Consider the following 22,002-nt stretch of genomic DNA (forward strand, 5'->3'; position numbering starts at 1 on the left):
ATGCTGACTTGGATCACATGTTTTAAAAGGGTGTTTGAATGTCGTTTCCGCATTTGTTGAAGCCATTGGACTTGGGCTTCACCCAGCTTAAAAACCGCGTACTCATGGGCTCTATGCACACGGGACTGGAAGAAGAAAAAGGTGGCTTTGAAAAGCTGGCTGCATTTTATCGGGAGCGCGCTGCCGGTGGCGTAGGATTGATTGTGACTGGCGGCATTTCCCCCAATTTGCGCGGCAGACTGGCGCCCCATGCTTCTCAATTAAGTTTTCCCTGGCAGGTGAAGCGTCATCGTATCGTCACAGATGCCGTACATGGTGCCGGCGGTAAAATCTGCATGCAGATACTGCACGCCGGCCGCTACGGTTATCATCCGTTTTCTCTGGCACCCAGCGCGCTTAAAGCGCCGATTACCCCCTTTAAGCCGAGCGCCATGTCGGCCCGGCAAATTCGCGGCACCATCAAGGATTACGCCACCAGTGCCAAACTTGCCCGCAAGGCCGGTTACGATGGTGTAGAAGTCATGGGCTCTGAAGGGTATCTGATTAATCAGTTTATCTGCTCGCGCACCAATAAGCGTCGGGACGATTGGGGCGGCAGTTTTGAAAACCGCAGCCGTTTTCCGCTGGAAATCGTCCGTGCTATTCGCGCCGCTGTCGGAAATGACTTTATTATTATTTTCCGCCTTTCAATGTTGGATTTGGTGGAAGAAGGCTCCAGCTGGGATGAAGTGGTGGCGCTTGCCAAAGGGCTTGAAGAAGCGGGGGTGACCATTATCAACACGGGTATTGGTTGGCACGAAGCCCGGATCCCAACCATTGCCACCAGTGTACCCAGAGGCGCTTTTGCCTGGGTAACAGAACGCTTGAAGCAGGAAGTGCGCATCCCGCTCATTGCGACCAACAGGATCAATACGCCAGAAATAGCTGAGCATATTCTGGCATCCGGTCAGGCCGACATGGTGTCAATGGCGCGCCCCTTTTTGGCCGACGCTGACTTTGTCAATAAAGCGGCCGCAGGGCAGAGTGACCTTATCAACACCTGCATTGGTTGTAATCAGGCCTGCCTCGACCATACCTTCAAGATGAAGCGCGCGACCTGTTTGGTTAATCCCAGAGCCTGTTATGAGACAGAGATTAACTTCCCTAAAACCTCACAGCCCAAGAAGATTGCCGTTATGGGGGCAGGACCTGCCGGGATGGCGTTTTCCATATACGCGGCAAGCCGCGGCCACCGGGTGGTGTTGTTTGAAGCCAAAGCGGAAGTGGGTGGGCAGTTTAACCTGGCCCGTAAAATTCCCGGCAAGGAAGAGTTCAACGAAACCATACGCTATTTCAACAACCAGATGCAGCAAACCGGTGTTGAATTAAGGCTCAACACCCGTTTGGATGCGAAGGCCCTTGCAGACGAAGACTTTGATGAGGTAGTCATAGCATCAGGCGTGTTGCCGCGGGCGGTTAAGCTGCCCGGCTTTGATTCGCCCCGCGTGGTTAACTATCAACAGGTACTGACCGGTGAAGTGGACGTGGGGAACAAGGTCGCCTTGATTGGCGCCGGTGGCATTGGTTTCGATATGGCTCATTACCTTGGCGAGAAAGACTCAAGTACGCTTGATCCCAAACGCTGGCGTGACCAATGGGGCATAGATGACGCCTATACGGCACGTGGTGGCCTCAAGGCGCCGGTCAAAGAGCCGGCTGAGCGCACCATCTATCTGCTTCAGCGCAAGACTACGCCCATGGGCAAGGGGCTTGGCAAAACCACGGGCTGGATCCACCGGACCGTGGCCAAGATGCATGGGGTTATTCAGATGAACGGCGTAAGCTACGAGTCCTTCGATGAGCAGGGCTTGCATATCCGCGTGAATGACGAGGTAAAGGTTTTGGATGTGGATACGGTAGTACTCTGCGCCGGTCAGGAATCCAACCGATCTCTGGTGGCTGAAATGGAGGCCACAGGAAAGCCGGTGCACTTGATTGGTGGCGTGGACGTTGCGGCAGAGCTGGATGCCAAACGGGCCATTCGTCAGGGCGCTGAGCTGGCGATGCGGATGTGACGCGCGCGAAGAGGTACAGCATCATACTGTGCTTGCAGCAGCGCGGTTAATTTTTAACCTCGATCACCAATACACTGTTTTGTGAATTGTGTTCTCTAAAAGCCCATACCCCCGTGGGCTTTTTTATTGCTGCTTAAAACATGGCTTCTTCAAGCGCCGGCTGCTAGCGTTACCACGATGGGCTTGCCCAAAAAACCAATCCAACACAGGAAGTCCGACATGGGATCTCACACTGCACGCATGCTCAAGGCGACCAAATACCTTTCGTCCACTGCAGCAATAGCGATAGCCCTTAACCTGGGGACATCGCTACCTGCACAAGCCGAGTACGATGACGTGCTGGCGGCCAAAGCGGGTGCCGATGAATACGGTATGAAATCCTATGTGATGGCGTTTTTGAAGAAGGGGCCCAATCGCACTGGTACTGATGAAGAGCGGGCACAGTTGCAACGGGCGCATCTGGATAATATCGGCCGTTTGGCCAAAGAAGGAAAGCTGCTGCTGGCAGGCCCCTTTCTGAACGATGGGGAACTTCGCGGTATTTATCTTTTTGATGTGAAGAGCGTGGAAGAAGCAAGGGTGCTTACAGAAAGCGATCCGGCCGTAAAAGCGGGCAGTCTGGTGATGGAGCTGGTGCCTTGGTATGGCTCGGCTGCAATCACTCTGCTGCCTGAACTGCATGAAAAATTAGCCAAAAAGCAAATCTGAATCAGTCTACCAACACCGCTTTGGCTCTGGCGTTGAGTACCTGAGGATGCACGACTGTATCGGCACCTTTGGGACTGAGCGCCAGATTTAAATCCGATTCTGGCACGCAGCAGCAGGGCAGGCATTCGTCAGCAGAAAGCGCTGCCAATGGCTCGGTAAAATACGTGACAGAGCCACTGAGAACCTTGGTCTTACAGGCACCGCAAAATCCGCTTCGACATTCAGAGAAGATTCGGATCTTTTTGATTTCGAGAGCCTCCAGCAGAGACTGCTGCTGTCCATTGAACAGCAGCACGGGTTGTCCCTGAAGGCTAACGATAGGCGCCTTTTTAAAGATCAAAGTCTGAGAACTCATTTTCATCGACTGAGGCATCAATCTGGCCGACCAGGTAAGAGGACACTTCCACTTCCTGAGGCGCTACCTGCACAGCATCACTCTCGAGCCAGTTCTTCATCCATGGCAATGGATTGGTTGACTCTGGGTAGGGCACAGGCAGGTTAACGGACTTCATCCGCTGGTTGGTGATGTACTCCACGTACTGACACAAAATTTGCTCGTTAAGGCCAATCATGGAGCCATCTTTAAAGAGGTACTTGGCCCATTCTTTTTCCTGCTCGGCAGCCCGCAGGAAGAGATCGTAGGCTTCCTGCTGACACTCGGCGGCAATTTCTGCCATTTCCGGGTCGTCCTTGCCACCCTGCATGATGTTGAGGATATGCTGGGTTGAGTTAAGGTGCAGCGCTTCATCACGGGCGATAAGCCGGATTATTTTGGCGTTACCTTCCATCAGCTTACGTTCGGCAAAGGCAAACGAACAGGCAAAGCTCACATAGAAACGGATGGCTTCCAGGGCGTTAACCGACATCATGCACAGATAAAGTGCCTTTTTAAGGGCGCGGACAGTGACATCAACCACATGGCCATCCACAGTGTGGGTGCCTTCGCCATGGAGGTGATAAATCTGAGTCAGCTTGATGAGCTCATCATAGTAGGCAGAGATATCGCCGGCGCGCTTGAGGATCTCTTCATTCACTACAATGTCATCAAACACAGACGAGGGATCATTCACAATGTTGCGAATGATATGGGTGTATGAGCGGGAGTGAATAGTCTCAGAGAAAGACCAGGTTTCAATCCAGGTTTCCAGCTCAGGCAGCGACACCAAAGGCAAAAAGGCCACGTTGGGGCTGCGACCCTGAATAGAGTCCAGCAGGGTCTGGTACTTGAGGTTGGAAATAAAGATGTGTCTTTCGTGATCAGGCAGCTTTCCGAAATCTATCTTGTCACGGCTTACGTCTACCTCTTCGGGACGCCAGAAGAATGAAAGCTGCTTTTCAATCAGCTTTTCAAATACTTCGTAACGTTGCTGATCGTAGCGAGCAACGTTAACGGACTGACCGAAAAACATAGGTTCGCGGGTTGCATCGTTGGGAGTTTGACAAAAAGTAGTGTAAGCCATGAGTTCTCTATTCCGGTAAAAGGGGGCCAAGCCCCCTGTTAACACCTAATTTCCTTGTATTTGCCTGAGTTAAATCTTACAGGCACCACCGGCGCAGCCGTCGTCCTCTTTTTCAACCACAGCAATGTCGTCATGCTGATCGGTCGCACCGTCGCGGGTGTTATGGTAGTAGAGGGTCTTGAGGCCCAGTTTGTAAGCGGTCAGCAGATCCTTGAGCAGTAACTGCATGGGGACCTTACGGCCTTCAAAGCGCGCTGGGTCGTAGTTGGTGTTGGCTGAAATCGCCTGATCCACAAACTTTTGCATAATGCCGACCAATTGCAGGTAACCGTCATTGGACGGCATCTGCCACAGCAGCTCGTAGGCGTCGCGCAGTTCATCAAAGTCAGGCACGACCTGTTTGAGCTGACCATCTTTACTGGCTTTTACAGAAATCAGTCCGCGTGGCGGCTCGATACCGTTGGTGGCATTGGAGATCTGCGAAGAGGTCTCAGATGGCATCAGCGCTGACAGGGTAGAGTTGCGCAGGCCATAATGCTTGATGTCGGCACGCAGTCCTTCCCAATCCAGATGCAGCGGCTCGTCACAAATCTTGTCCAAATCGCGCTTATATGTGTCGATTGGCAGAATACCCTGAGAGTACGTGGTCTCATGGAACGCCGGGCAGGCACCTTTTTCTTTGGCCAGATTCATCGAGGCTTTCAACAGGTTGAACTGGATGGCCTCGAATGTCTTGTGGGTCAGGTTGTTGGCACTGCCGTCTGAATATTTTTTACCGTTTTTAGCCAGGTAGTTGGCGAAGTTAATCACACCAATACCCAGGGTACGACGGTTCATGGAGCCGAGCTTGGCTGCCTTGATTGGGTAGTCCTGATAGTCCAGCAGGCTATCGAGGGCACGTACCGCCAGATCCGACAGGCCTTCCAGCTCTTCCAGGTTCTCGATGGCACCCAGGTTCAGCGCTGACAGAGTACAGAGTGCAATTTCGCCATTGGTATCATCCACGCTGTCCAATGGTTTGGTTGGCAGCGCAATTTCCAGACACAGGTTTGACTGGCGGATAGGCGCAACGCTTGAATCAAACGGGCTGTGGGTGTTGCAGTGGTCCACGTTCTGCACATAGATACGACCGGTAGAGGCACGTTCCTGCATCATCAGTGAAAACAGTTCAACGGCCTTGAGCGACTTTTTACGGATGCTCGGGTCTTGCTCGTACTTGGTGTACAGGCGCTCGAACTCGTCCTGATCTTCAAAGAAGGCATCGTACATGCCGGGCACGTCAGATGGGCTGAACAGGGTGATGTTCTCGCCTTTGATCAGACGCTGATACATGAGTTTGTTCAGCTGTACGCCATAGTCCAGATGACGGATACGGTTATCTTCGACGCCGCGGTTGTTTTTCAGTACCAGCAGCGACTCCACTTCCAGGTGCCAAATGGGGTAGAAGAGCGTCGCTGCGCCACCGCGAACCCCGCCCTGAGAGCAGGACTTCACCGCAGTCTGGAAATACTTGTAGAAGGGCAAACAGCCGGTATGGAAGGCTTCGCCGCCACGAATTGGGCTACCCAGGGCGCGGATTCGGCCTGCGTTCACGCCGATACCGGCACGCTGACTGACGTACTTCACGATGGAAGACGCGGTGGCGTTAATGGAATCCAGGCTGTCACCACACTCAATCAATACGCAGGAGCTGAACTGACGGGTAGGGGTACGCACACCCGACATGATCGGCGTAGGCAGTGAGATCTTGAAGGTGGATACCGCATCATAGAAGTCTTTTACATACTTCAAGCGGGTCTCTTTTGGATAACCGGCAAACAGGCAGGCGGCTACCAGAATGTAGAGGAACTGGGCACTCTCGTACACTTCGTGGGTTACACGGTTTTGAACGAGATATTTGCCTTCCAGCTGCTTCACTGCGGCGTATGAGAAGTTCATATCGCGCCAGTGGTCGATGTAGCTGTCAAGAACGTCCAGCTCTTCCTTCGTGTAGTCTTCAAGGATATGGCGATCGTACTTGCCCATCTCAACCAGTTTCACTACATGGTCATACAGCTTTGGCGGCTCAAACTGGCCAAACGCCTTTTTGCGAAGATGGAATACAGCCAAGCGGGCGGCCAGGAACTGATAGTCCGGAGACTCGGGAGAGATCAGATCCGCCGCCGCTTTAATAATGGTTTCGTGGATGGCTTCGGTAGGGATGCCTTCAAAAAACTGCAGGTGTGAACGCAGTTCTACTTCAGAAACGGAAACATTTTTTAAGCCCTTGGCTGCCCAGGTAACCACGCGGTGGATTTTGTCGAGATCGATCTGCTCGCGTTCGCCACTGCGTTTTGTGACTGTCATGTTGCTATTCATTGAAGATAGGCCTTTATAGATTGGTATTGCCCTACATATCCATGTAAACAATCGTGCCGTGCGCCCCGCAATACCGCTTTATACTGACACAACAAGCGTTTCGGGGTGGACACCTCTAGTGTGTCCGATTGCTACCAATACACAAGATATGGTGCTTATTAAAAGTTAAGATACAAGATAGTGAGGTAAGAGGGCATTTGCAAGTAAGAATTCGATGAAGAACTTGTGGATATCTTGAGGAAAAAAACCAACGTTAGTATCGACTAACTTCCGAGGTCAATTTCCGTGTGCCATGTCGTTAATGTGACACTTTTTTGACCCTGTCAGTGAAACGAACCGATCGCTTATCTTGCAAGCGATCGGTTCATGATCCCTTGACAGCCATAATGCCGGCCTATTGCATGGAAAAGCGATCTTAAAGGTGAGCTATCAGGTCTTCGGGGTGCATCAAACGTATATCGATTGGCCAGTCATGGGCTTCATCGAGAGAAGAAAGGTAGCCCCAGGCCGCGAGCACAGAGACCATACCGGCGCGGCGCGCCGCTTCCATATCGCGTCTGGCATCCCCAAGATACAGGATATGCCCGGCATTGGTGCCCAAATGTGATGCACCAAGCAGCATGGGGCCAGCATCGGGTTTGCCCCGGGTGACAGTATCGCCACTGATGAGACTGGTACACTGATGTGCCAGACCGAGTCTGTCCAACAGCGGCCTTGCATATCGAGCCGCTTTATTGGTGACTATCCCCCAGGGGATGCTGTGGCTGTGCAGATGCTCAAGTAAGCCAGGCATCCCGGGAAAAAGCAGCGCTTCTGTGCCATTCACCTTGCCATAGTGCATTAAAAGCGCCTGCTGTACCTGTGTGGCCATAGCGTCTTCAAGGCCCGGCTGCGCCGCTTTAACCAAGGCCAGACTGCCGTGTGATGCCACAGCGCGAAGACTATCGAGAGACACGCGTGAGAAACCAAAATCATCCAGGGCGAGGTTGAGTGCGGCCACCAAATCCGGCGCAGTATCGACCAGGGTGCCGTCCAAATCGAACAACACCCCACGCATTGATACATGCTTACTCAAGGGGCTTTACCGTCGCAATCATGTAGTTGACTTCAACACTGCTGGTATAGCGGAAGGTGCCCGTGATGGGGTTGTAGGTCACACCGGTGGCGTCTTTACACAGAAGCTCGGTTTGGTCGACCATGGCGATAAGCTCAGAAGGGCGAATGAATTTACCGTGATCGTGGGTCCCCACGGGTAACATCTTCAGCAGGTACTCTGCGCCGAGAATGGTTTCCACGTACGAACGCAGGTTACGGTTGATTGTGGAGAAAAACACATAGCCGCCCGGTTTGACCATGTCGCAACAAGCCGATATCACAGACAGTGGGTCAGGCACATGCTCAAGCATTTCCATGCACGTCACCACATCGTAGCCTTCTTTATGACTGTCTCTGTGCTCTTCTGCGGTGCAGCGCTCGTAGCTCAGTGAAACACCGGTTTCAAGTGCGTGGAGTCTGGCAACCTCCAGAGGCTCATTGCCCATATCAATGCCGGTGACGTTGGCACCGAGGCGCGCCATGCTTTCAGAGAGAATCCCGCCGCCGCAGCCCACATCAAGGACTTTTTTGCCAAACAGGCCACCGCAGGTCTGATCGATATAATTCAGCCGCAGCGGATTGAGTTGATGAAGAGGTTTGAATTCGCCGTCGGGATCCCACCAGCTGGCGGCCATTTTTTCAAACTTGGCGATTTCCTGAATATCGACGTTCAAGACTTCTGACATAGCGTCCCCGGTAACCTTAGCTCAACCTGCCAAAGGCGATTGGGCGGAATAAATCAATTAGGTAGCGCCATTATATCTATTCCAGACGGTAAACGAAGCACCAAGCTGCTCAGAGCAGCGCTTTAGCGCAAATTTTTGAGTTTTTATCCCTTTAGCGCCGCAATTGGCCCAAAATTTAGCCAATCATGGAATAGGGTCGATTCATTTACGCCCCCCTTGTCTAAATTCCGGACAATCAATCGGGGCAGAAAAACAAATTATCTACCTGAAAAATAAACCAATAACTCGGTATCTGGCGCAAGTAACAGATCTGCCTCGATCACAGTGTTGAGGAGAATTGGATGAGGGGGTTTCGACATTAAATTACTGTGTTAGAATGCCAAATCACGTTTGAAGGCTCGACAATGACACGGAAAACGACTTGTCAGCTAATTTTCAGGGGATCGAGCAGTTTATGACTGATTTGGCTTCATCTATTTCGCCAATTAATATCGAAGACGAACTCAAGAATTCGTACCTGGATTACGCCATGAGCGTGATCGTGGGACGGGCACTGCCGGATGTGCGTGACGGCCTTAAGCCTGTGCATCGCCGTGTGCTGTTCGCGATGAACGAACTTAAAAACGACTGGAACAAGCCTTATAAGAAGTCGGCACGTGTGGTCGGTGACGTCATCGGTAAATACCACCCACACGGTGACAGCGCTGTGTACGACACTATCGTACGTATGGCCCAGCCGTTCTCGTTGCGTTACACCCTGGTAGACGGTCAGGGTAACTTCGGTTCTATCGATGGCGACGCCGCCGCAGCAATGCGTTATACCGAAATCCGCATGGAAAAGCTGGCCCACGAGCTGCTGGCTGATCTCGACAAAGAAACCGTTGATTTTGTGCCCAACTATGACGGCACCGAACAAATCCCTGCGGTTCTGCCCACCAAGGTTCCGAACCTGTTGGTGAACGGTTCATCCGGTATTGCCGTGGGTATGGCCACCAATATTCCACCTCACAACCTGACAGAAGTGGTCAAAGGTTGTTTGGCGCTGATTGAAGAGCCTGAGCTGTCAATCGAGCAACTGATGGAGTACATCCCGGGCCCTGATTTCCCGACAGCCGCCATTATCAATGGCAAGAAGGGCATCGAAGAAGCCTATCGTACCGGTCGCGGCAAGGCTATCATGCGTGCCCGCGCCGAAGTCGAAACCGAAGATAACGGCCGTGAGCGTATTATTGTCACCGAGATCCCGTATCAGGTGAACAAGGCCCGTCTGATTGAGAAAATTGCCGAGCTGGTAAAAGACAAGAAGATTGAAGGCATCAGCGGTCTGCGTGACGAGTCCGACAAGGACGGCATGCGCATCGTGATTGAAATCAAGCGTGGTGAAGTAGGCGAAGTGGTGTTGAATAACCTTTACGCCCAAACCCAGATGCAGTCTTCCTTCGGCATCAACATGGTGGCACTGGCCAATGGTCAGCCAAAGCTGTTTAACCTCAAGGAGATGCTGGAAGCCTTTATCCTGCACCGCCGTGAAGTGGTTACCCGCCGCACCGTGTATGAACTGCGTAAAGCCCGTGACCGCGCCCATATTCTGGAAGCGCTGGCGGTTGCGCTTGCCAACATCGACCCAATCATTGCCCTTATCAAAGCCTCAGCCAGTCCTTCCGACGCCAAAGCAGGCCTGATTGCTCAGGGTTGGGAGCTTGGCACTGTTAAGACCATGCTGGAGAAGGCCGGTGACGACGCCGCCCGTCCAGAGTGGTTGGAGCCCGAGTTCGGTATTCGTGATGGTCTCTACTTTATGACCGAGCCACAGGCCCAGGCGATTCTGGACCTGCGTCTGCATAAGCTGACAGGCCTTGAGCATGAGAAGATCCTCCAGGAATACGAAGAGCTGCTGGAAATCATTGCCGGTTTGCTCCACATCCTCAAAAGCCCTGAGCGTCTGATGGAAGTGATCAAAGAAGAGCTGGAGCTGATTCTTGAGCAGTTCGGTGATAACCGCCGCACTGAAATCAATGCCTCTGCCGTGGACATCAGCCTGGAAGATTTGATCACCGAAGAAGACGTGGTAGTGACTCTGTCGCACCTCGGCTACGCCAAGTATCAGCCGCTGACTGACTACCAGGCCCAGCGCCGCGGTGGTAAGGGTAAGGCTGCAACCAAGGTGAAAGACGAAGATTTCGTTGAAAAACTGCTGGTTGCCAACACCCACGACACAATTTTGTGCTTCTCCGACTTTGGTAAGCTCTATTGGCTCAAGGTGTACCAGCTGCCGCTGGCAAGCCGTCAGGCCCGTGGCCGTCCTATCGTTAACCTGCTGCCACTTCAGGAAGGCGAGCGCATTACCGCTATTCTGCCGGTGCGTGAATACGAAGAAGGCAAGTACATCCTGATGGCGACTTCCCACGGTACCGTGAAGAAGACCGCCCTGACTGAGTACAGCCGTCCACGTTCCAACGGTATTATTGCTGTGAACCTGAAAGACGGTGACCAGCTGATTGGCGTTGACATTACCGATGGCAGCAGCGAAATCATGCTGTTCTCTGACGCAGGTAAAGTCGTGCGCTTCAAAGAAGGCGAAGAAGTTGCTGTAGTGGATGAAAACGGCAACCCGGTGCTGGATGAAGAAGGCAAGCCACAAATCAACTTCAAGGGCGTGCGCCCCATGGGCCGCGGTGCTACCGGTGTGCGTGGTATAGCCCTGGAAGATGGCCAAAAAGTGGTGTCGCTGATTGTGCCAAAAGACGACAGCGCCATCCTGACCGTGACCGCCAACGGCTATGGTAAGCGTACTGAGCTTGCTGAATACCCAGCCAAGAGCCGAGCCACCAAGGGCGTGGTGTCCATCAAGGTCACCGAGCGTAATGGTCCTGTGGTTGGCGCCGTGCAGGTGGGTGAGAACGATGAAATCATGCTCATCAGCGACAAGGGTACCCTGGTGCGTACCCCTGCCAATGGCGTGTCCATCATCGGCCGTAACACCCAGGGTGTGACCATCATCCGGACTGCGGACGACGAGCAAGTGGTTGGTCTGCAGCGCATCGATGAAATACAGGATGACGGCAGCGAATATCTGGAAGACGGTGTTGAAGGCGCCGAAGGCGACATCATCGCCGAAGCTGAACCTCAGCAGCCAACAGACGATGCCAACGACGAGGCATAATTGAAAACGGGCGCCCAATGGGCGCTCGTTTTTTTTGCCAAACAGATTTTTTATCATTGCAAACGTGTGAGTACGTAGACGTATCACCAAAGCCTATCAAGGAGATCATGAGTGAGCGCGGTTTATAATTTCTGTGCCGGTCCGGCAATGTTGCCGACTGCTGTGATGAAGAAGGCACAAGCTGAGTTGCTGGACTGGAACGGGCAGGGGGTTTCTGTGATGGAGGTAAGCCACCGCGGTGCGCCCTTCATTCAACTGGCCAAAGACTCGGAAGCCGATTTGCGCGAGCTGATGAAAATCCCCGACAACTACCATGTGCTTTTTATGCATGGCGGCGGTCGTGGTCAGTTTTCTGCTGTTGTGAATAATTTTTTAGGTGATAACGGTAAAGCCCTGTATCTCGTTAGCGGACAATGGTCCAAAGCCGCCACCGAAGAGGCGAAAAAGCTTGCCGGTGATGACAATATTGATGTCATCAATGTGGTAGAAAAAGTGAATGGAATGAATAAGGTATTCATTCCGGCGCTGACAGGTGATGGCAGCGAATACCGTTATTTGCACTATTGCCCCAATGAGACAGTCGATGGTATCGAAATTTTTGATGATATCGACAGCCCTTGGCCGATTGTGGCGGATATGTCCTCCAACATCATGTCACGGGAGATTGATGTCAGCCGCTTTGCCCTTATCTATGCCGGTGCGCAAAAGAACATAGGTCCATCCGGTTTATCCATTGTGATTGTGCGCAAAGACATGCTTGAGCTGCCGCAACTCACCCAGTCTTCCATCATGGACTATCGCCTGACGGCCGAAAACGACTCCATGTACAACACGCCGCCGACCTTTGCCTGGTATCTGGCTGCCGAAGTGTTCAAGTGGCTGAAATCGGTTGGCGGGATAAAGGGCATGGCCGAGGTGAATGCCGAAAAGGCGCGCCGCCTCTACGCCTGTATCGACAGTCTGGATTTTTACAAAAACGGCGTAGCGCCCGAAAACCGCTCGCAAATGAACGTAACCTTCCAACTGGCCGATGATTCGCTGGATAGCGACTTCCTTAAAGAAGCCGAATCCCTGGGGCTGGTCGCGCTTAAAGGCCACCGCATCGTTGGTGGCATGCGCGCCAGTATCTACAACGCCATGCCACTGGAAGGCGTTGATGCATTGGTGAACTTTATGCAGGCCTTTGCTGCCAGGCACGCTGGCTGACAACTCGTATCGTCTGAAAAGAAATCGCTTAATAAAAAAGGACTGCCTCGGCAGTCCTTTTTGTTATCGGTGTACTCATTGGTTACAGCACGGCGATAATGGATTTGGCCAGATAATCCACGTTATCTTCGCTTATTCCGGCAATGCTGATGCGGCTTGAGCCTACCATGTAAATGCTGTAGTCCTTCATCAAAGTGTTTACCTGAGCTTCACTTATGCCGAGGAAGGAGAACATGCCTTTTTGACGGGCGATAAAGGAAAAGTCGCGGCTGGCGCCCAGGGCGTGCAGCTTGTTGACCAGCATGGCGCGGTTGCCGTTGATGCGATCGCGCATCACTTTCAGCTCATCCAGCCACTGGGCCTTGAGCTCTGCTGAGCCCAGAATGGTTTCCACAATGGCAGCGCCGTGGGCCGGTGGCATGGAGTAGATGCAGCGCACCACATACAAGAGCACCGACAGCGACACGTCAGCCTGGGCGCTGTCTTTACCAATGATGGAGCAGGCGCCAATGCGCTCACGGTACAGGCCGAAGTTTTTCGAGCAGGAAGAGGCGAGCACCATGTTCTCAACAGCGGCAGCCATGGCGCGTACGCCGTAGGCATCTTCATCAACGCCATCACCAAAGCCCTGATAGGCCATGTCGATAAAGGGCAGGAAGCCTTTGTCTTTGGCAACCTCGACCACGGCATCCCACTGGGCCGTGCTTAAATCCTGGCCCGATGGGTTATGGCAGCAGGCATGCAGCAGTACAGCGTCTTCTGCGCCAACCTGCTTAAGCGCTGTAAGCATCTCATCAAACTTCAGGCATTTATTGTCGTAATCGTAATAGGGGTAGGTTTTTACGGTTAAGCCAGCTGCCTGGAACAGCCCGGTGTGGTTGGCCCAGGTAGGGTCGCTCACCCAAATGGTGGCGCCGGGTTTGCATTTGGCGATGAATTCAGCGGCTACACGCAGGGCGCCGGTGCCGCCCGGGGTAGACACGGTGCGAATACGGCGGGTCTGAACAACCGGATGATCTGCGCCAAAGGCCAATGCGTTCATTAACTCATTGAAGGGCGCAGAGCCTGTGGGGCCAATGTAGACCTTGGTGGTTTCAGAATCGGTACGCAGCTTCTCGGCCGTTTTAACGCAATCGAGGATCGGCGTGTTTCCGGCGGGATCCTTATATACACCCACGCCGAGGTCGACTTTCTGTGGGTGGCTGTCTTCGCGGTATTTGGTCAACAGACCCAGAATGGGATCGGCAGGCAACGCCGAAAGATGCTCAAACATAATTCCTTCTACCTTGTAATCGTTGTTGGTAAAGCCGCAGGGAAAGGTATAACTGCTTGCACGGGAAACCTGTGGCGTGGTTACCGCCAAGCCTGATGCCTGTGCCAAGCATGACCCGAATGCCCTAGCATAGCCTGAAAGGGTTGCCGGGAAAAAGAGCCACAACTGCAAATCCCGCCATGATTGAAAAGGCAGTTGCGCGAATGGCAACAAATCTTGCAATCCATAGGTGCTTTTGGGGCAGTTTTTTGCGGATTTTGTGTTGATTGAACAAAAATCAGCATCAATCCGCCATTTTTTACTGAAAAACGGTTGAATCGCGGCGCGGGATCAGTAATTTAATTACCACGAAGACTCAAAAGGGATCGTTTTTTCCTCAAACGTAACGCAGGGCTTACAGCCATGTAGCGCAGCCTTGCCAACTTCGGCCAATCCGGCCTTCACTCGCTTTTAATGAGAAGTACGAGAAATGGAACAATTACGTCTTGAGCCCGTATCCCGGGTCAACGGGGAAGTGAACATCCCCGGCTCCAAAAGTATCTCAAACCGCGCCTTGCTGCTGGCAACCCTGGCGAGCGGCGAAACCACCCTGGTGAACCTGCTCGATTCCGACGATATTCGCCATATGCTGAGTGCTCTGAAAAGCCTTGGCGTGAGCTTCACCCTGTCTGACGACAAGACTCTGTGTACCTTAACTGGCCTGGGTGGCCCCATTCATGCCAGTAAAGCCTTTGAGCTGTTTTTGGGGAATGCCGGCACCGCCATGCGCCCCCTGTGCGCCGCCTTAACTTTGGGCACGGGTGAATTTACCCTCACGGGTGAACCGCGCATGGAAGAGCGCCCCATTGGCGATTTGGTCGATGCGCTGCGCCAGCTTGGCGCCGATATCCGTTATCTTAAAAACGATGGTTTCCCGCCACTCACCATCAATGCCACCGGACTTGCCGGCGGTGTGGTCGAAATCGATGGCAGCCTCTCCAGTCAGTTCCTGACTGCACTCTTGATGGTGGCGCCCCTCGCCAAAGGTGCTGTCACTATTGCGGTAAAAGGCGAGCTGGTATCAAAGCCGTACATCGACATCACCCTGGATTTGATGGCTAAGTTTGGGGTTAAGGTCGTTAATGATAAATATCAGCGCTTTGAGATTGCCGCCGGACAAGGTTATGTGTCGCCGGGCAAGGTGCTGGTAGAAGGGGATGCGTCATCTGCCTCTTACTTCCTTGCGGCCGGTGCCATCGGCGGCGGTGAGGTGAAAGTCACGGGTGTCGGCCGTCTTGCCGTGCAGGGTGATGTGAAGTTTGCCGATGCCCTTGCCGCCATGGGGGCGGATATCGAATGGGGTGATGATTACATCATTGCCCGTGGCAGTAAGCTCCATGGCATCGATATGGACATGAACCACATCCCTGATGCGGCCATGACCATTGCCACCGCGGCGCTGTTTGCCGAGGGGCCAACCCGGATGAGCAACATCTACAACTGGCGTATCAAGGAAACCGACCGTCTGGCAGCCATGGCAACTGAACTGCGTAAAGTGGGCGCCGAGGTGGAAGAGGGGCACGATTACATCCAGATCACGCCACCGGCCAAACCTGTCCACGCCGAAATCGATACATACAACGACCACCGCATGGCCATGTGTTTTTCACTGTTGGCATTTGCCGATTGTGGCGTGACCATTAACGATCCCGGCTGTACCTCAAAAACATTTCCGGATTATTTCAAGCGCTTTGCGAACTTAGCCAGCGCAGATTGAGTGCTGTAAAAGTGGGCTTTCGGAAGAGAGCCCATTTTTTTCACAAAAATTCCCACGGATCTTTACCCACCTTGATGTATAATGCCGCCCGCTCATTTTCGGTGAACCCATAGCATTCATGGAAGATGAAATGTCTATTGCGGAGGATTTTATGTCTGAAAGGGCTCCAGTAGTCACTATCGACGGCCCAAGTGGCGCCGGCAAGGGCACCATTGCCCACTTACTGGCCAAACACTACGGCTGGCAATTGCTCGATAGCGGTGCCATTTATCGTGTGCTGGCGCTCGCTGCGCTGCACCATAATGTTGAACTTGAAAACGAAGAAGCCATTACCCTGCTGGCCGCGCACTTGGATGTGCAGTTTCTGGCCGGCGGTGACAAAGACGCCATCAAGGTGGTGCTCGAAGGTGAGGATGTGACAGGTGCCATTCGCACTCAGGAATGCTCCAATGCGGCCTCCAAGGTTGCAGCCTTCCCGCGGGTAAGGGAAGCCTTGCTCCGTCGTCAGCGCGCGTTTTGTCAGGCGCCTGGTCTGATTGCCGATGGTCGTGACATGGGCACAGTGGTTTTTCCTGCGGCACCCGCCAAACTTTATCTTACGGCATCGGCCGAAGAGCGGGCGCAAAGACGCTATAATCAGTTGCAGGACAAGGGCTTCGATGTTAAAATCGACCGCCTTTTGGCCGAGATCCAAGAGCGGGATGACCGCGACATGAATCGTCCGGTTGCGCCTTTGGTTCCCGCCCAAGATGCCTTGGTGATAGATACCACTGGCATTGGCATAGCTGATGTGTTCGCCCAATGCGTGGCCCACATCAATGACAGATTATCCGCTTCTGGCTTTTAAGCCGGGAGTGAATAGGAATTCGCTTCATGGATGAAGCGGATATAACTACTGACTCCAACGTCCAGGACGGTCGCTGGTTTATTACTTAAAGTAACTTAACATGACTGAATCTTTTGCTGATCTGTTTGAACAATCCCTTCAACAACTGGAATTCCGTCCAGGTTCTATCGTTCGTGGTACTGTAGTAGCCATCGAAAACGGCCTGGTACTGGTTGACGCCGGTCTGAAGTCTGAGAGCCCAATCCCTGCCGAGCAGTTCAAGAATGCCCAAGGCGTTCTGGAAATCGCCGTTGGCGATCAGGTAGACGTAGCTCTGGACTCTGTAGAAGACGGTTTCGGTGAGACTCAACTGTCTCGCGAAAAGGCCAAGCGCCATGAAGCCTGGATCGTTCTGGAAAAAGCTTACGAAGATGCTGAGACCGTTATCGGTATCATCAATGGCAAGGTTAAAGGCGGTTTCACCGTTGAACTGAACGGTATCCGTGCGTTCCTGCCAGGCTCTCTGGTTGACGTTCGCCCTGTGCGCGACACTGCTCACCTGGAAAACAAAGAGCTGGAATTCAAAGTTATCAAGCTGGACCAGAAGCGCAACAACGTTGTTGTTTCTCGTCGTGCAGTTATCGAGTCTGAGAGCAGCGCTGAGCGCGACGCTCTGCTGGAGAACCTGCAAGAAGGTCAAGCCGTTAAAGGTATCGTTAAGAACCTCACTGACTACGGTGCATTCGTTGACCTGGGCGGCGTAGACGGCCTGCTGCACATCACTGACATGGCTTGGAAGCGCGTTAAGCACCCATCCGAGATCGTGAACGTTGGTGATGAAATCAATGTGAAAGTTCTGAAGTACGATCGTGAGCGTACTCGCGTTTCTCTGGGTCTGAAGCAACTGGGTGAAGACCCATGGCTGGAAATCAGCAAGCGCTACCCAGAAAACACTCGTCTGACCGGTCGCGTGACCAACCTGACTGACTACGGTTGCTTCGTTGAAATCGAAGAAGGCGTTGAAGGTCTGGTACACGTTTCTGAAATGGATTGGACCAACAAGAACATCCACCCATCCAAGGTTGTTAACCTGGGTGACGAAGTTGAAGTTCTGGTTCTGGACATCGATGAAGAGCGTCGTCGTATTTCTCTGGGTCTCAAGCAGTGCAAGACCAACCCATGGGAAGACTTCGCCAACCGTTACAACAAGGGCGACAAGGTTTCCGGTAAGATCAAGTCTATCACTGACTTCGGTATCTTCATCGGTCTGGACGGCGGTATCGACGGTCTGGTTCACCTGTCTGACATTTCTTGGAACGCCACCGGTGAAGAAGCCGTTAGCGAATACAAGAAAGGCGACGAAATCGAAGCCGTTGTACTGTCTGTTGACCCAGAGCGCGAGCGCATCAGCCTGGGCGTGAAGCAGACTGAAGACGATCCATTCAACGGCTACGTTGGCGACAAGAAGAAAGGTGCCATCGTTAACGGTACTGTGACTGCAGTTGACGCCAAAGGTGTGACTGTTGAGCTGGCTGAAGGCGTTGAAGGCTACATCCGTGTTGCTGACATCAGCCGTGACCGCGTAGAAGACGCTTCTACCGTGTTCGCAGTAGGTGATGCCGTTGAAGCCAAGTTCATGGGCGTAGATCGCAAGAACCGCAACGTGAGCCTGTCTATCCGTGCGAAAGACGAAGCTGACGAAAAAGAAGTTATGGCAAACTTGAACAAGTCTGACGACGCTGTTATTAGTAATGCTATGGCCGAAGCGTTCAAGGCCGCTCGTAAGTAATTGCCAAATATGAGGGAGTTGGGTTTCCCGTTCCCTCATCGCGGCTGTGTTTGGCTTGATAATAGGGGTAGCTAGGATGACTAAATCCGAACTGATCGAAAAACTCGCCACAAGGCAGTCGCAACTGTCGGCGAAAGAAGTAGAGAGTGCAGTCAAGGAAATGCTGGAACAGATGGCCACCACGCTGGAAAGCGGTGAGCGTATTGAGATCCGCGGCTTTGGCAGTTTCTCGCTTCATTATCGTGCGCCGCGTACTGGCCGCAATCCAAAGACTGGTACTTCAGTCGAGCTGGATGGTAAGTATGTTCCGCACTTTAAACCCGGCAAAGAGCTGCGCGAGCGTGTTGACGCTGTCAACATCGCCTGATAGACCTTGATTAAAAAAGCCTCCCTGTGGAGGCTTTTTTGTTTATCCGCTTCTCAGGCACTGGTCAGCCAAGTGAAATTCTTGGATAATCAGCCCATTGACACGCGTTAAGGAGGCAGCCGTGAAAGGATTTTTTGTGGCCTTGGTCATTGCTCTGTTGTTTGTATTGGCATTACTGCTTGGCTCACGTAATGAGCAGCTTGTCACCATCAATTACTTTGTGGCACAGGGCGAATTTCGTTTGCCTGTGGTGCTTGCCAGTGTGTTTTTTGCCGGATTTTTGCTGTGCTGGTGTTTTGCCGTATACCACATAGGCAAACTCAAGTATGCGCTGTCCCGAGCCAACCGGAAGTTACAGAAACTTGAGCCGCAGGCAGCTGCCAAACCTGCTCCTCTGGTTTCCTCAGGTGAAGTGAAGTCCTGATATGCTGGAAATTCTGTTTCTGCTTCTGCCCATTGCCGCCGGTTACGGTTGGTATATGGGACGTCGCAGTTTACGTCAGAATCAGCACCACCAACACAAAAAGCTCAGCCGTGACTACTTCACTGGCCTCAACTATTTGCTCTCCAACGAGTCCGATAAGGCTGTCGATCTTTTCATCAGCATGCTGGACGTGGACGACGAAACCATCGACACCCATATGTCCCTGGGGGCACTGTTTCGTAAGCGAGGGGAAGTAGACCGCTCCATTCGCATCCATCAAAACCTGATTGCCCGCCCCAGTTTAACTACAGAGCAGCGTGATGCTGCCATGATGGAACTTGGTAAGGACTACATGGCCGCTGGCTTTTATGACCGGGCCGAAGAAATCTTTCTCGCACTGATTAAAGAAGAAGACCATAGCGAAGAGGCTGAAAATCAGCTCATTGCCATCTATCAAATTATCAAGGAATGGCAAAAGGCCATTGATATCACTAAGGGGCTCAGTAAAAAGCGCCAGCAATCCTTAAAGCCCATGATTGCCCATTTCTACTGCCAGCTTGCAGATGAGGCCAAAACAGCTGAAGAAAAACAAAAGCTGCTGAGCCAGGCGCTTAAACATGACTCCAATTGTGGCAGGGCACTGTTAACCCTCGCGAAATGGTACCTTGACCAATCGCGTCTGTCCGAGTCCACGGCCATGTTGACAACCCTGGCCCAGGTCGACGTATTACTCTTTGCCGATGGCATTAAAGTCGCACGCCAGGTTTACTCGGATCTCAATGATAAAGAAGGTTATCGGGAATTGCTGGCTCAGGCGCTCGCCAATGGCGGCGGAGCCTCAGTGGTGGTGGCGCTGGCCGAGGAAATGGTGGCGCGTGGTCAGCTGAAAATGGCTGAAAAAATGCTGCTGGATAATCTGTATCGTCAGCCGAGTATGAAAGGCTTTTCCGAGCTGATGAAGCTGCATTTAGCTCAGGCCGAAGAAGGACAGGCAAAAGAGAGCCTTTCTTTGCTTGAACAATTGGTCGAACAACAAATAAAATTCCGTCCCGCCTATCGCTGTAAGTCCTGTGGCTTCCCGTCGCATGCACTCTACTGGCACTGCCCCTCCTGTAAATCCTGGGGCAGCATTGCCAGGGTGAAAGGATTGGACGGCGAATAACCTAAGTCCCACTGCATCGGAGATCCCATGAGAGACAAGCCCATCCTGGTTGCCCTTGATTTTGACAACAAATATTCAGCGTTGCAGTTGGTAGATAAGCTTGACCCCGCTATGTGCCGCCTCAAAGTGGGTAAGGAAATGTTCACCCTGTTCGGGCCAGCGCTGGTAAAAGACATTCAAAACCGTGGTTTTGATTTGTTCCTGGATCTTAAGTTTCACGATATCCCCAATACTGTGGCAAAAGCAGTGGCCGCGGCGGCTGAGCTTGGGGTATGGATGGTGAACGTACATGCCTCCGGTGGATTTGCCATGATGGAAGCGGCGCGAAAGGCGCTGTTACCCTATGGTGATAATGCACCACTTTTGATTGCCGTGACTGTACTTACCTCCATGAGCGACGATGACCTGAAGCTTTTGGGAATCGATGTCAGCGCGGCTGAACATGTGAAGCGCCTGGCCAGGCTTACCCGTGATGCCGGTCTCGATGGTGTGGTGTGTTCGGCCCAGGAAGCCACTATGCTTAAAGAACTCTGTGGCCGCGATTTTAAGCTCGTTACCCCCGGTATACGCCCTGAGGGCAGTGAGGTTGGCGATCAGCATCGCATCATGACGCCTGCTCAGGCTCTGCAAGCGGGCTCGGATTATCTGGTGATTGGTCGTCCTATCACCAAGGCCGCCGACCCGCTCAAGGCGCTGACGGAAATTCACCAGTCAATTCGCGGTTTGTGACACCACAGAGTTCCCAATCAGGGGACTCCAGCCTGAAACAGAGTTAACGCTGACAAGGAGTTAAGATGTTCGACTTTCACGGGAAAAACATTTTGGTGGTTGGCGGTACCAGTGGCATTAATCTCGGGATTGCCAGGGCATTTGCCAAGGCTGGCGGCCGGGTCGCCGTAGCCAGTCGCAGCCAGGACAAGGTTGATGGGGCGCTTAAGCTGCTTGGCGCAGATAATCCTCAGGTGATGCCCCTTGGTGCCAGTTTCGATGTACGCGATAACGATGCGGTGCTGGCGGGGGTCAACAAGGTGCATCAGGGCCTTGGCAGTATCGACATACTGGTCAGCGGCGCGGCGGGTAACTTCCCTGCAAGTGCAGCTGCTATGAGTGCCAATGGCTTCAAGTCAGTGATGGACATTGATCTCCTTGGCAGCTTTCAGGTGCTTAAAGCCTGTTATCCCTTGTTGTCGCGCCCCGGTGTGATATTGCAAATTTCCGCTCCCCAGGCCTTTGTGCCCATGCCGATGCAGGCCCATGTGTGCGCCGCCAAGGCGGGGGTGGACATGTTGACACGCACGCTGGCCATGGAATGGTCTGGGGAGGGCATTCGTATCAACTCCATAGTGCCGGGCCCCATCGAAGGCACGGAAGGATTTGACAGACTGGCACCTGCGGATGCACTCAAGGCTCGGATAGCGCAGAGTGTACCTCTGGGTCGTAACGGCAGCATCACCGACATCGCCAACTGTGCGCTGTTTTTAGCGTCAGATTTCGCCAGTTATATAAATGGCGTGGTGTTACCGGTTGATGGCGGCTGGTCTTTGGGCGGTGCCAGCATGGCCATGACAGAGCTAGGGCAACTCATGGAAAAGCACGGCAGTCGCTCGGCTCAAAAGTGAATGATGTAATTGATGAGTGCAGCGCACTGCGCCAAGCGCTCAGCGGAAAGATTGAC

18 protein-coding genes are annotated in these 22,002 nt (G+C 52.8%); 12 read left to right on the forward strand and 6 right to left on the reverse strand.

Going from position 1 to position 22,002, the window contains the following annotated elements:
- Nucleotides 1–38: 38 nt before the first annotated feature.
- Nucleotides 39–2,054 carry an NADPH-dependent 2,4-dienoyl-CoA reductase gene (locus tag JQC75_RS08595; RefSeq protein ID WP_203326973.1) on the forward strand — a complete coding sequence of 672 codons (2,016 nt, stop codon included), beginning with the start codon at nt 39–41 and terminating at the stop codon, nt 2,052–2,054.
- A 219-nt stretch (nt 2,055–2,273) separates the two neighbouring features.
- Complete coding sequence (locus JQC75_RS08600) at nt 2,274–2,762, forward strand: YciI family protein (RefSeq protein ID WP_239002118.1); 489 nt, start codon at nt 2,274–2,276, stop codon at nt 2,760–2,762.
- A 1-nt stretch (nt 2,763) separates the two neighbouring features.
- Here the strand turns inward: JQC75_RS08600 and yfaE are convergent, their stop codons facing one another.
- The 5 genes from yfaE to ubiG form a co-directional block, all read right to left on the reverse strand.
- Nucleotides 2,764–3,123, reverse strand: a complete 360-nt coding sequence (gene yfaE, locus JQC75_RS08605) for a class I ribonucleotide reductase maintenance protein YfaE (protein WP_380797529.1) — start codon at nt 3,121–3,123, stop codon at nt 2,764–2,766.
- A complete protein-coding gene (gene nrdB, locus JQC75_RS08610; protein ID WP_203326975.1) occupies nt 3,092–4,222 on the reverse strand; it encodes a class Ia ribonucleoside-diphosphate reductase subunit beta in 1,131 nt (376 codons plus the stop codon). The genes yfaE and nrdB overlap by 32 nt, the downstream gene beginning before the upstream one ends.
- 69 nt (nt 4,223–4,291) lie before the next feature.
- Nucleotides 4,292–6,580, reverse strand: a complete 2,289-nt coding sequence (nrdA, locus tag JQC75_RS08615) for a class 1a ribonucleoside-diphosphate reductase subunit alpha (protein ID WP_203326976.1) — start codon at nt 6,578–6,580, stop codon at nt 4,292–4,294.
- A gap of 415 nt (nt 6,581–6,995) precedes the next feature.
- Nucleotides 6,996–7,655 (reverse strand): HAD family hydrolase, encoded by a 660-nt coding sequence (locus JQC75_RS08620; protein WP_239002119.1) that lies wholly within the window; start codon nt 7,653–7,655, stop codon nt 6,996–6,998.
- A complete protein-coding gene (gene ubiG / locus JQC75_RS08625) occupies nt 7,648–8,361 on the reverse strand; it encodes a bifunctional 2-polyprenyl-6-hydroxyphenol methylase/3-demethylubiquinol 3-O-methyltransferase UbiG (RefSeq protein ID WP_203326977.1) in 714 nt (237 codons plus the stop codon). The genes JQC75_RS08620 and ubiG overlap by 8 nt, the downstream gene beginning before the upstream one ends.
- 454 nt (nt 8,362–8,815) lie before the next feature.
- On the opposite strand from ubiG, the gene gyrA reads away from it, so the two are divergent.
- Nucleotides 8,816–11,524: a DNA topoisomerase (ATP-hydrolyzing) subunit A gene (gene gyrA / locus JQC75_RS08630; RefSeq protein ID WP_203327174.1), complete on the forward strand. Its 2,709-nt coding sequence runs from the start codon at nt 8,816–8,818 to the stop codon at nt 11,522–11,524.
- Between the two features lie 111 nt (nt 11,525–11,635).
- Nucleotides 11,636–12,730: a 3-phosphoserine/phosphohydroxythreonine transaminase gene (serC, locus tag JQC75_RS08635; protein ID WP_203326978.1), complete on the forward strand. Its 1,095-nt coding sequence runs from the start codon at nt 11,636–11,638 to the stop codon at nt 12,728–12,730.
- Nucleotides 12,731–12,812: 82 nt separating this feature from the next.
- Here the strand turns inward: serC and JQC75_RS08640 are convergent, their stop codons facing one another.
- Nucleotides 12,813–14,003, reverse strand: coding sequence for an amino acid aminotransferase (locus JQC75_RS08640; protein ID WP_203327175.1), 1,191 nt, complete (start codon nt 14,001–14,003; stop codon nt 12,813–12,815).
- Between the two features lie 469 nt (nt 14,004–14,472).
- Here JQC75_RS08640 and aroA point away from each other — a divergent pair, with 469 nt between their 5' ends.
- From aroA to JQC75_RS08680, 8 genes are all read left to right on the forward strand, one after another.
- A complete protein-coding gene (gene aroA / locus JQC75_RS08645) occupies nt 14,473–15,759 on the forward strand; it encodes a 3-phosphoshikimate 1-carboxyvinyltransferase (RefSeq protein ID WP_203326979.1) in 1,287 nt (428 codons plus the stop codon).
- A gap of 151 nt (nt 15,760–15,910) precedes the next feature.
- Nucleotides 15,911–16,606, forward strand: a complete 696-nt coding sequence (gene cmk / locus JQC75_RS08650) for a (d)CMP kinase (RefSeq protein ID WP_203326980.1) — start codon at nt 15,911–15,913, stop codon at nt 16,604–16,606.
- Nucleotides 16,607–16,706: 100 nt separating this feature from the next.
- Nucleotides 16,707–18,374, forward strand: coding sequence for a 30S ribosomal protein S1 (rpsA, locus tag JQC75_RS08655; RefSeq protein ID WP_203326981.1), 1,668 nt, complete (start codon nt 16,707–16,709; stop codon nt 18,372–18,374).
- 76 nt (nt 18,375–18,450) lie between these two features.
- The gene (ihfB, locus tag JQC75_RS08660; protein ID WP_203326982.1) at nt 18,451–18,741 is read left to right on the forward strand and encodes an integration host factor subunit beta; all 291 of its coding nucleotides are present in this window, start codon (nt 18,451–18,453) and stop codon (nt 18,739–18,741) included.
- Between the two features lie 121 nt (nt 18,742–18,862).
- Nucleotides 18,863–19,165 (forward strand): LapA family protein, encoded by a 303-nt coding sequence (locus JQC75_RS08665; protein WP_203326983.1) that lies wholly within the window; start codon nt 18,863–18,865, stop codon nt 19,163–19,165.
- A gap of 1 nt (nt 19,166) precedes the next feature.
- Nucleotides 19,167–20,327, forward strand: a complete 1,161-nt coding sequence (lapB, locus tag JQC75_RS08670; protein ID WP_203326984.1) for a lipopolysaccharide assembly protein LapB — start codon at nt 19,167–19,169, stop codon at nt 20,325–20,327.
- A 27-nt stretch (nt 20,328–20,354) separates the two neighbouring features.
- Entirely contained in the window at nt 20,355–21,056 is a 702-nt protein-coding gene (pyrF, locus tag JQC75_RS08675) for an orotidine-5'-phosphate decarboxylase (RefSeq protein WP_203326985.1), read from the forward strand.
- A 65-nt stretch (nt 21,057–21,121) separates the two neighbouring features.
- Entirely contained in the window at nt 21,122–21,946 is an 825-nt protein-coding gene (locus tag JQC75_RS08680; protein WP_203326986.1) for an SDR family oxidoreductase, read from the forward strand.
- Nucleotides 21,947–22,002 lie beyond the last annotated feature (56 nt).

It is taken from the genome of Shewanella litorisediminis (assembly GCF_016834455.1).
In the GTDB taxonomy this organism is placed as follows: Bacteria; Pseudomonadota; Gammaproteobacteria; order Enterobacterales; family Shewanellaceae; genus Shewanella; species Shewanella litorisediminis.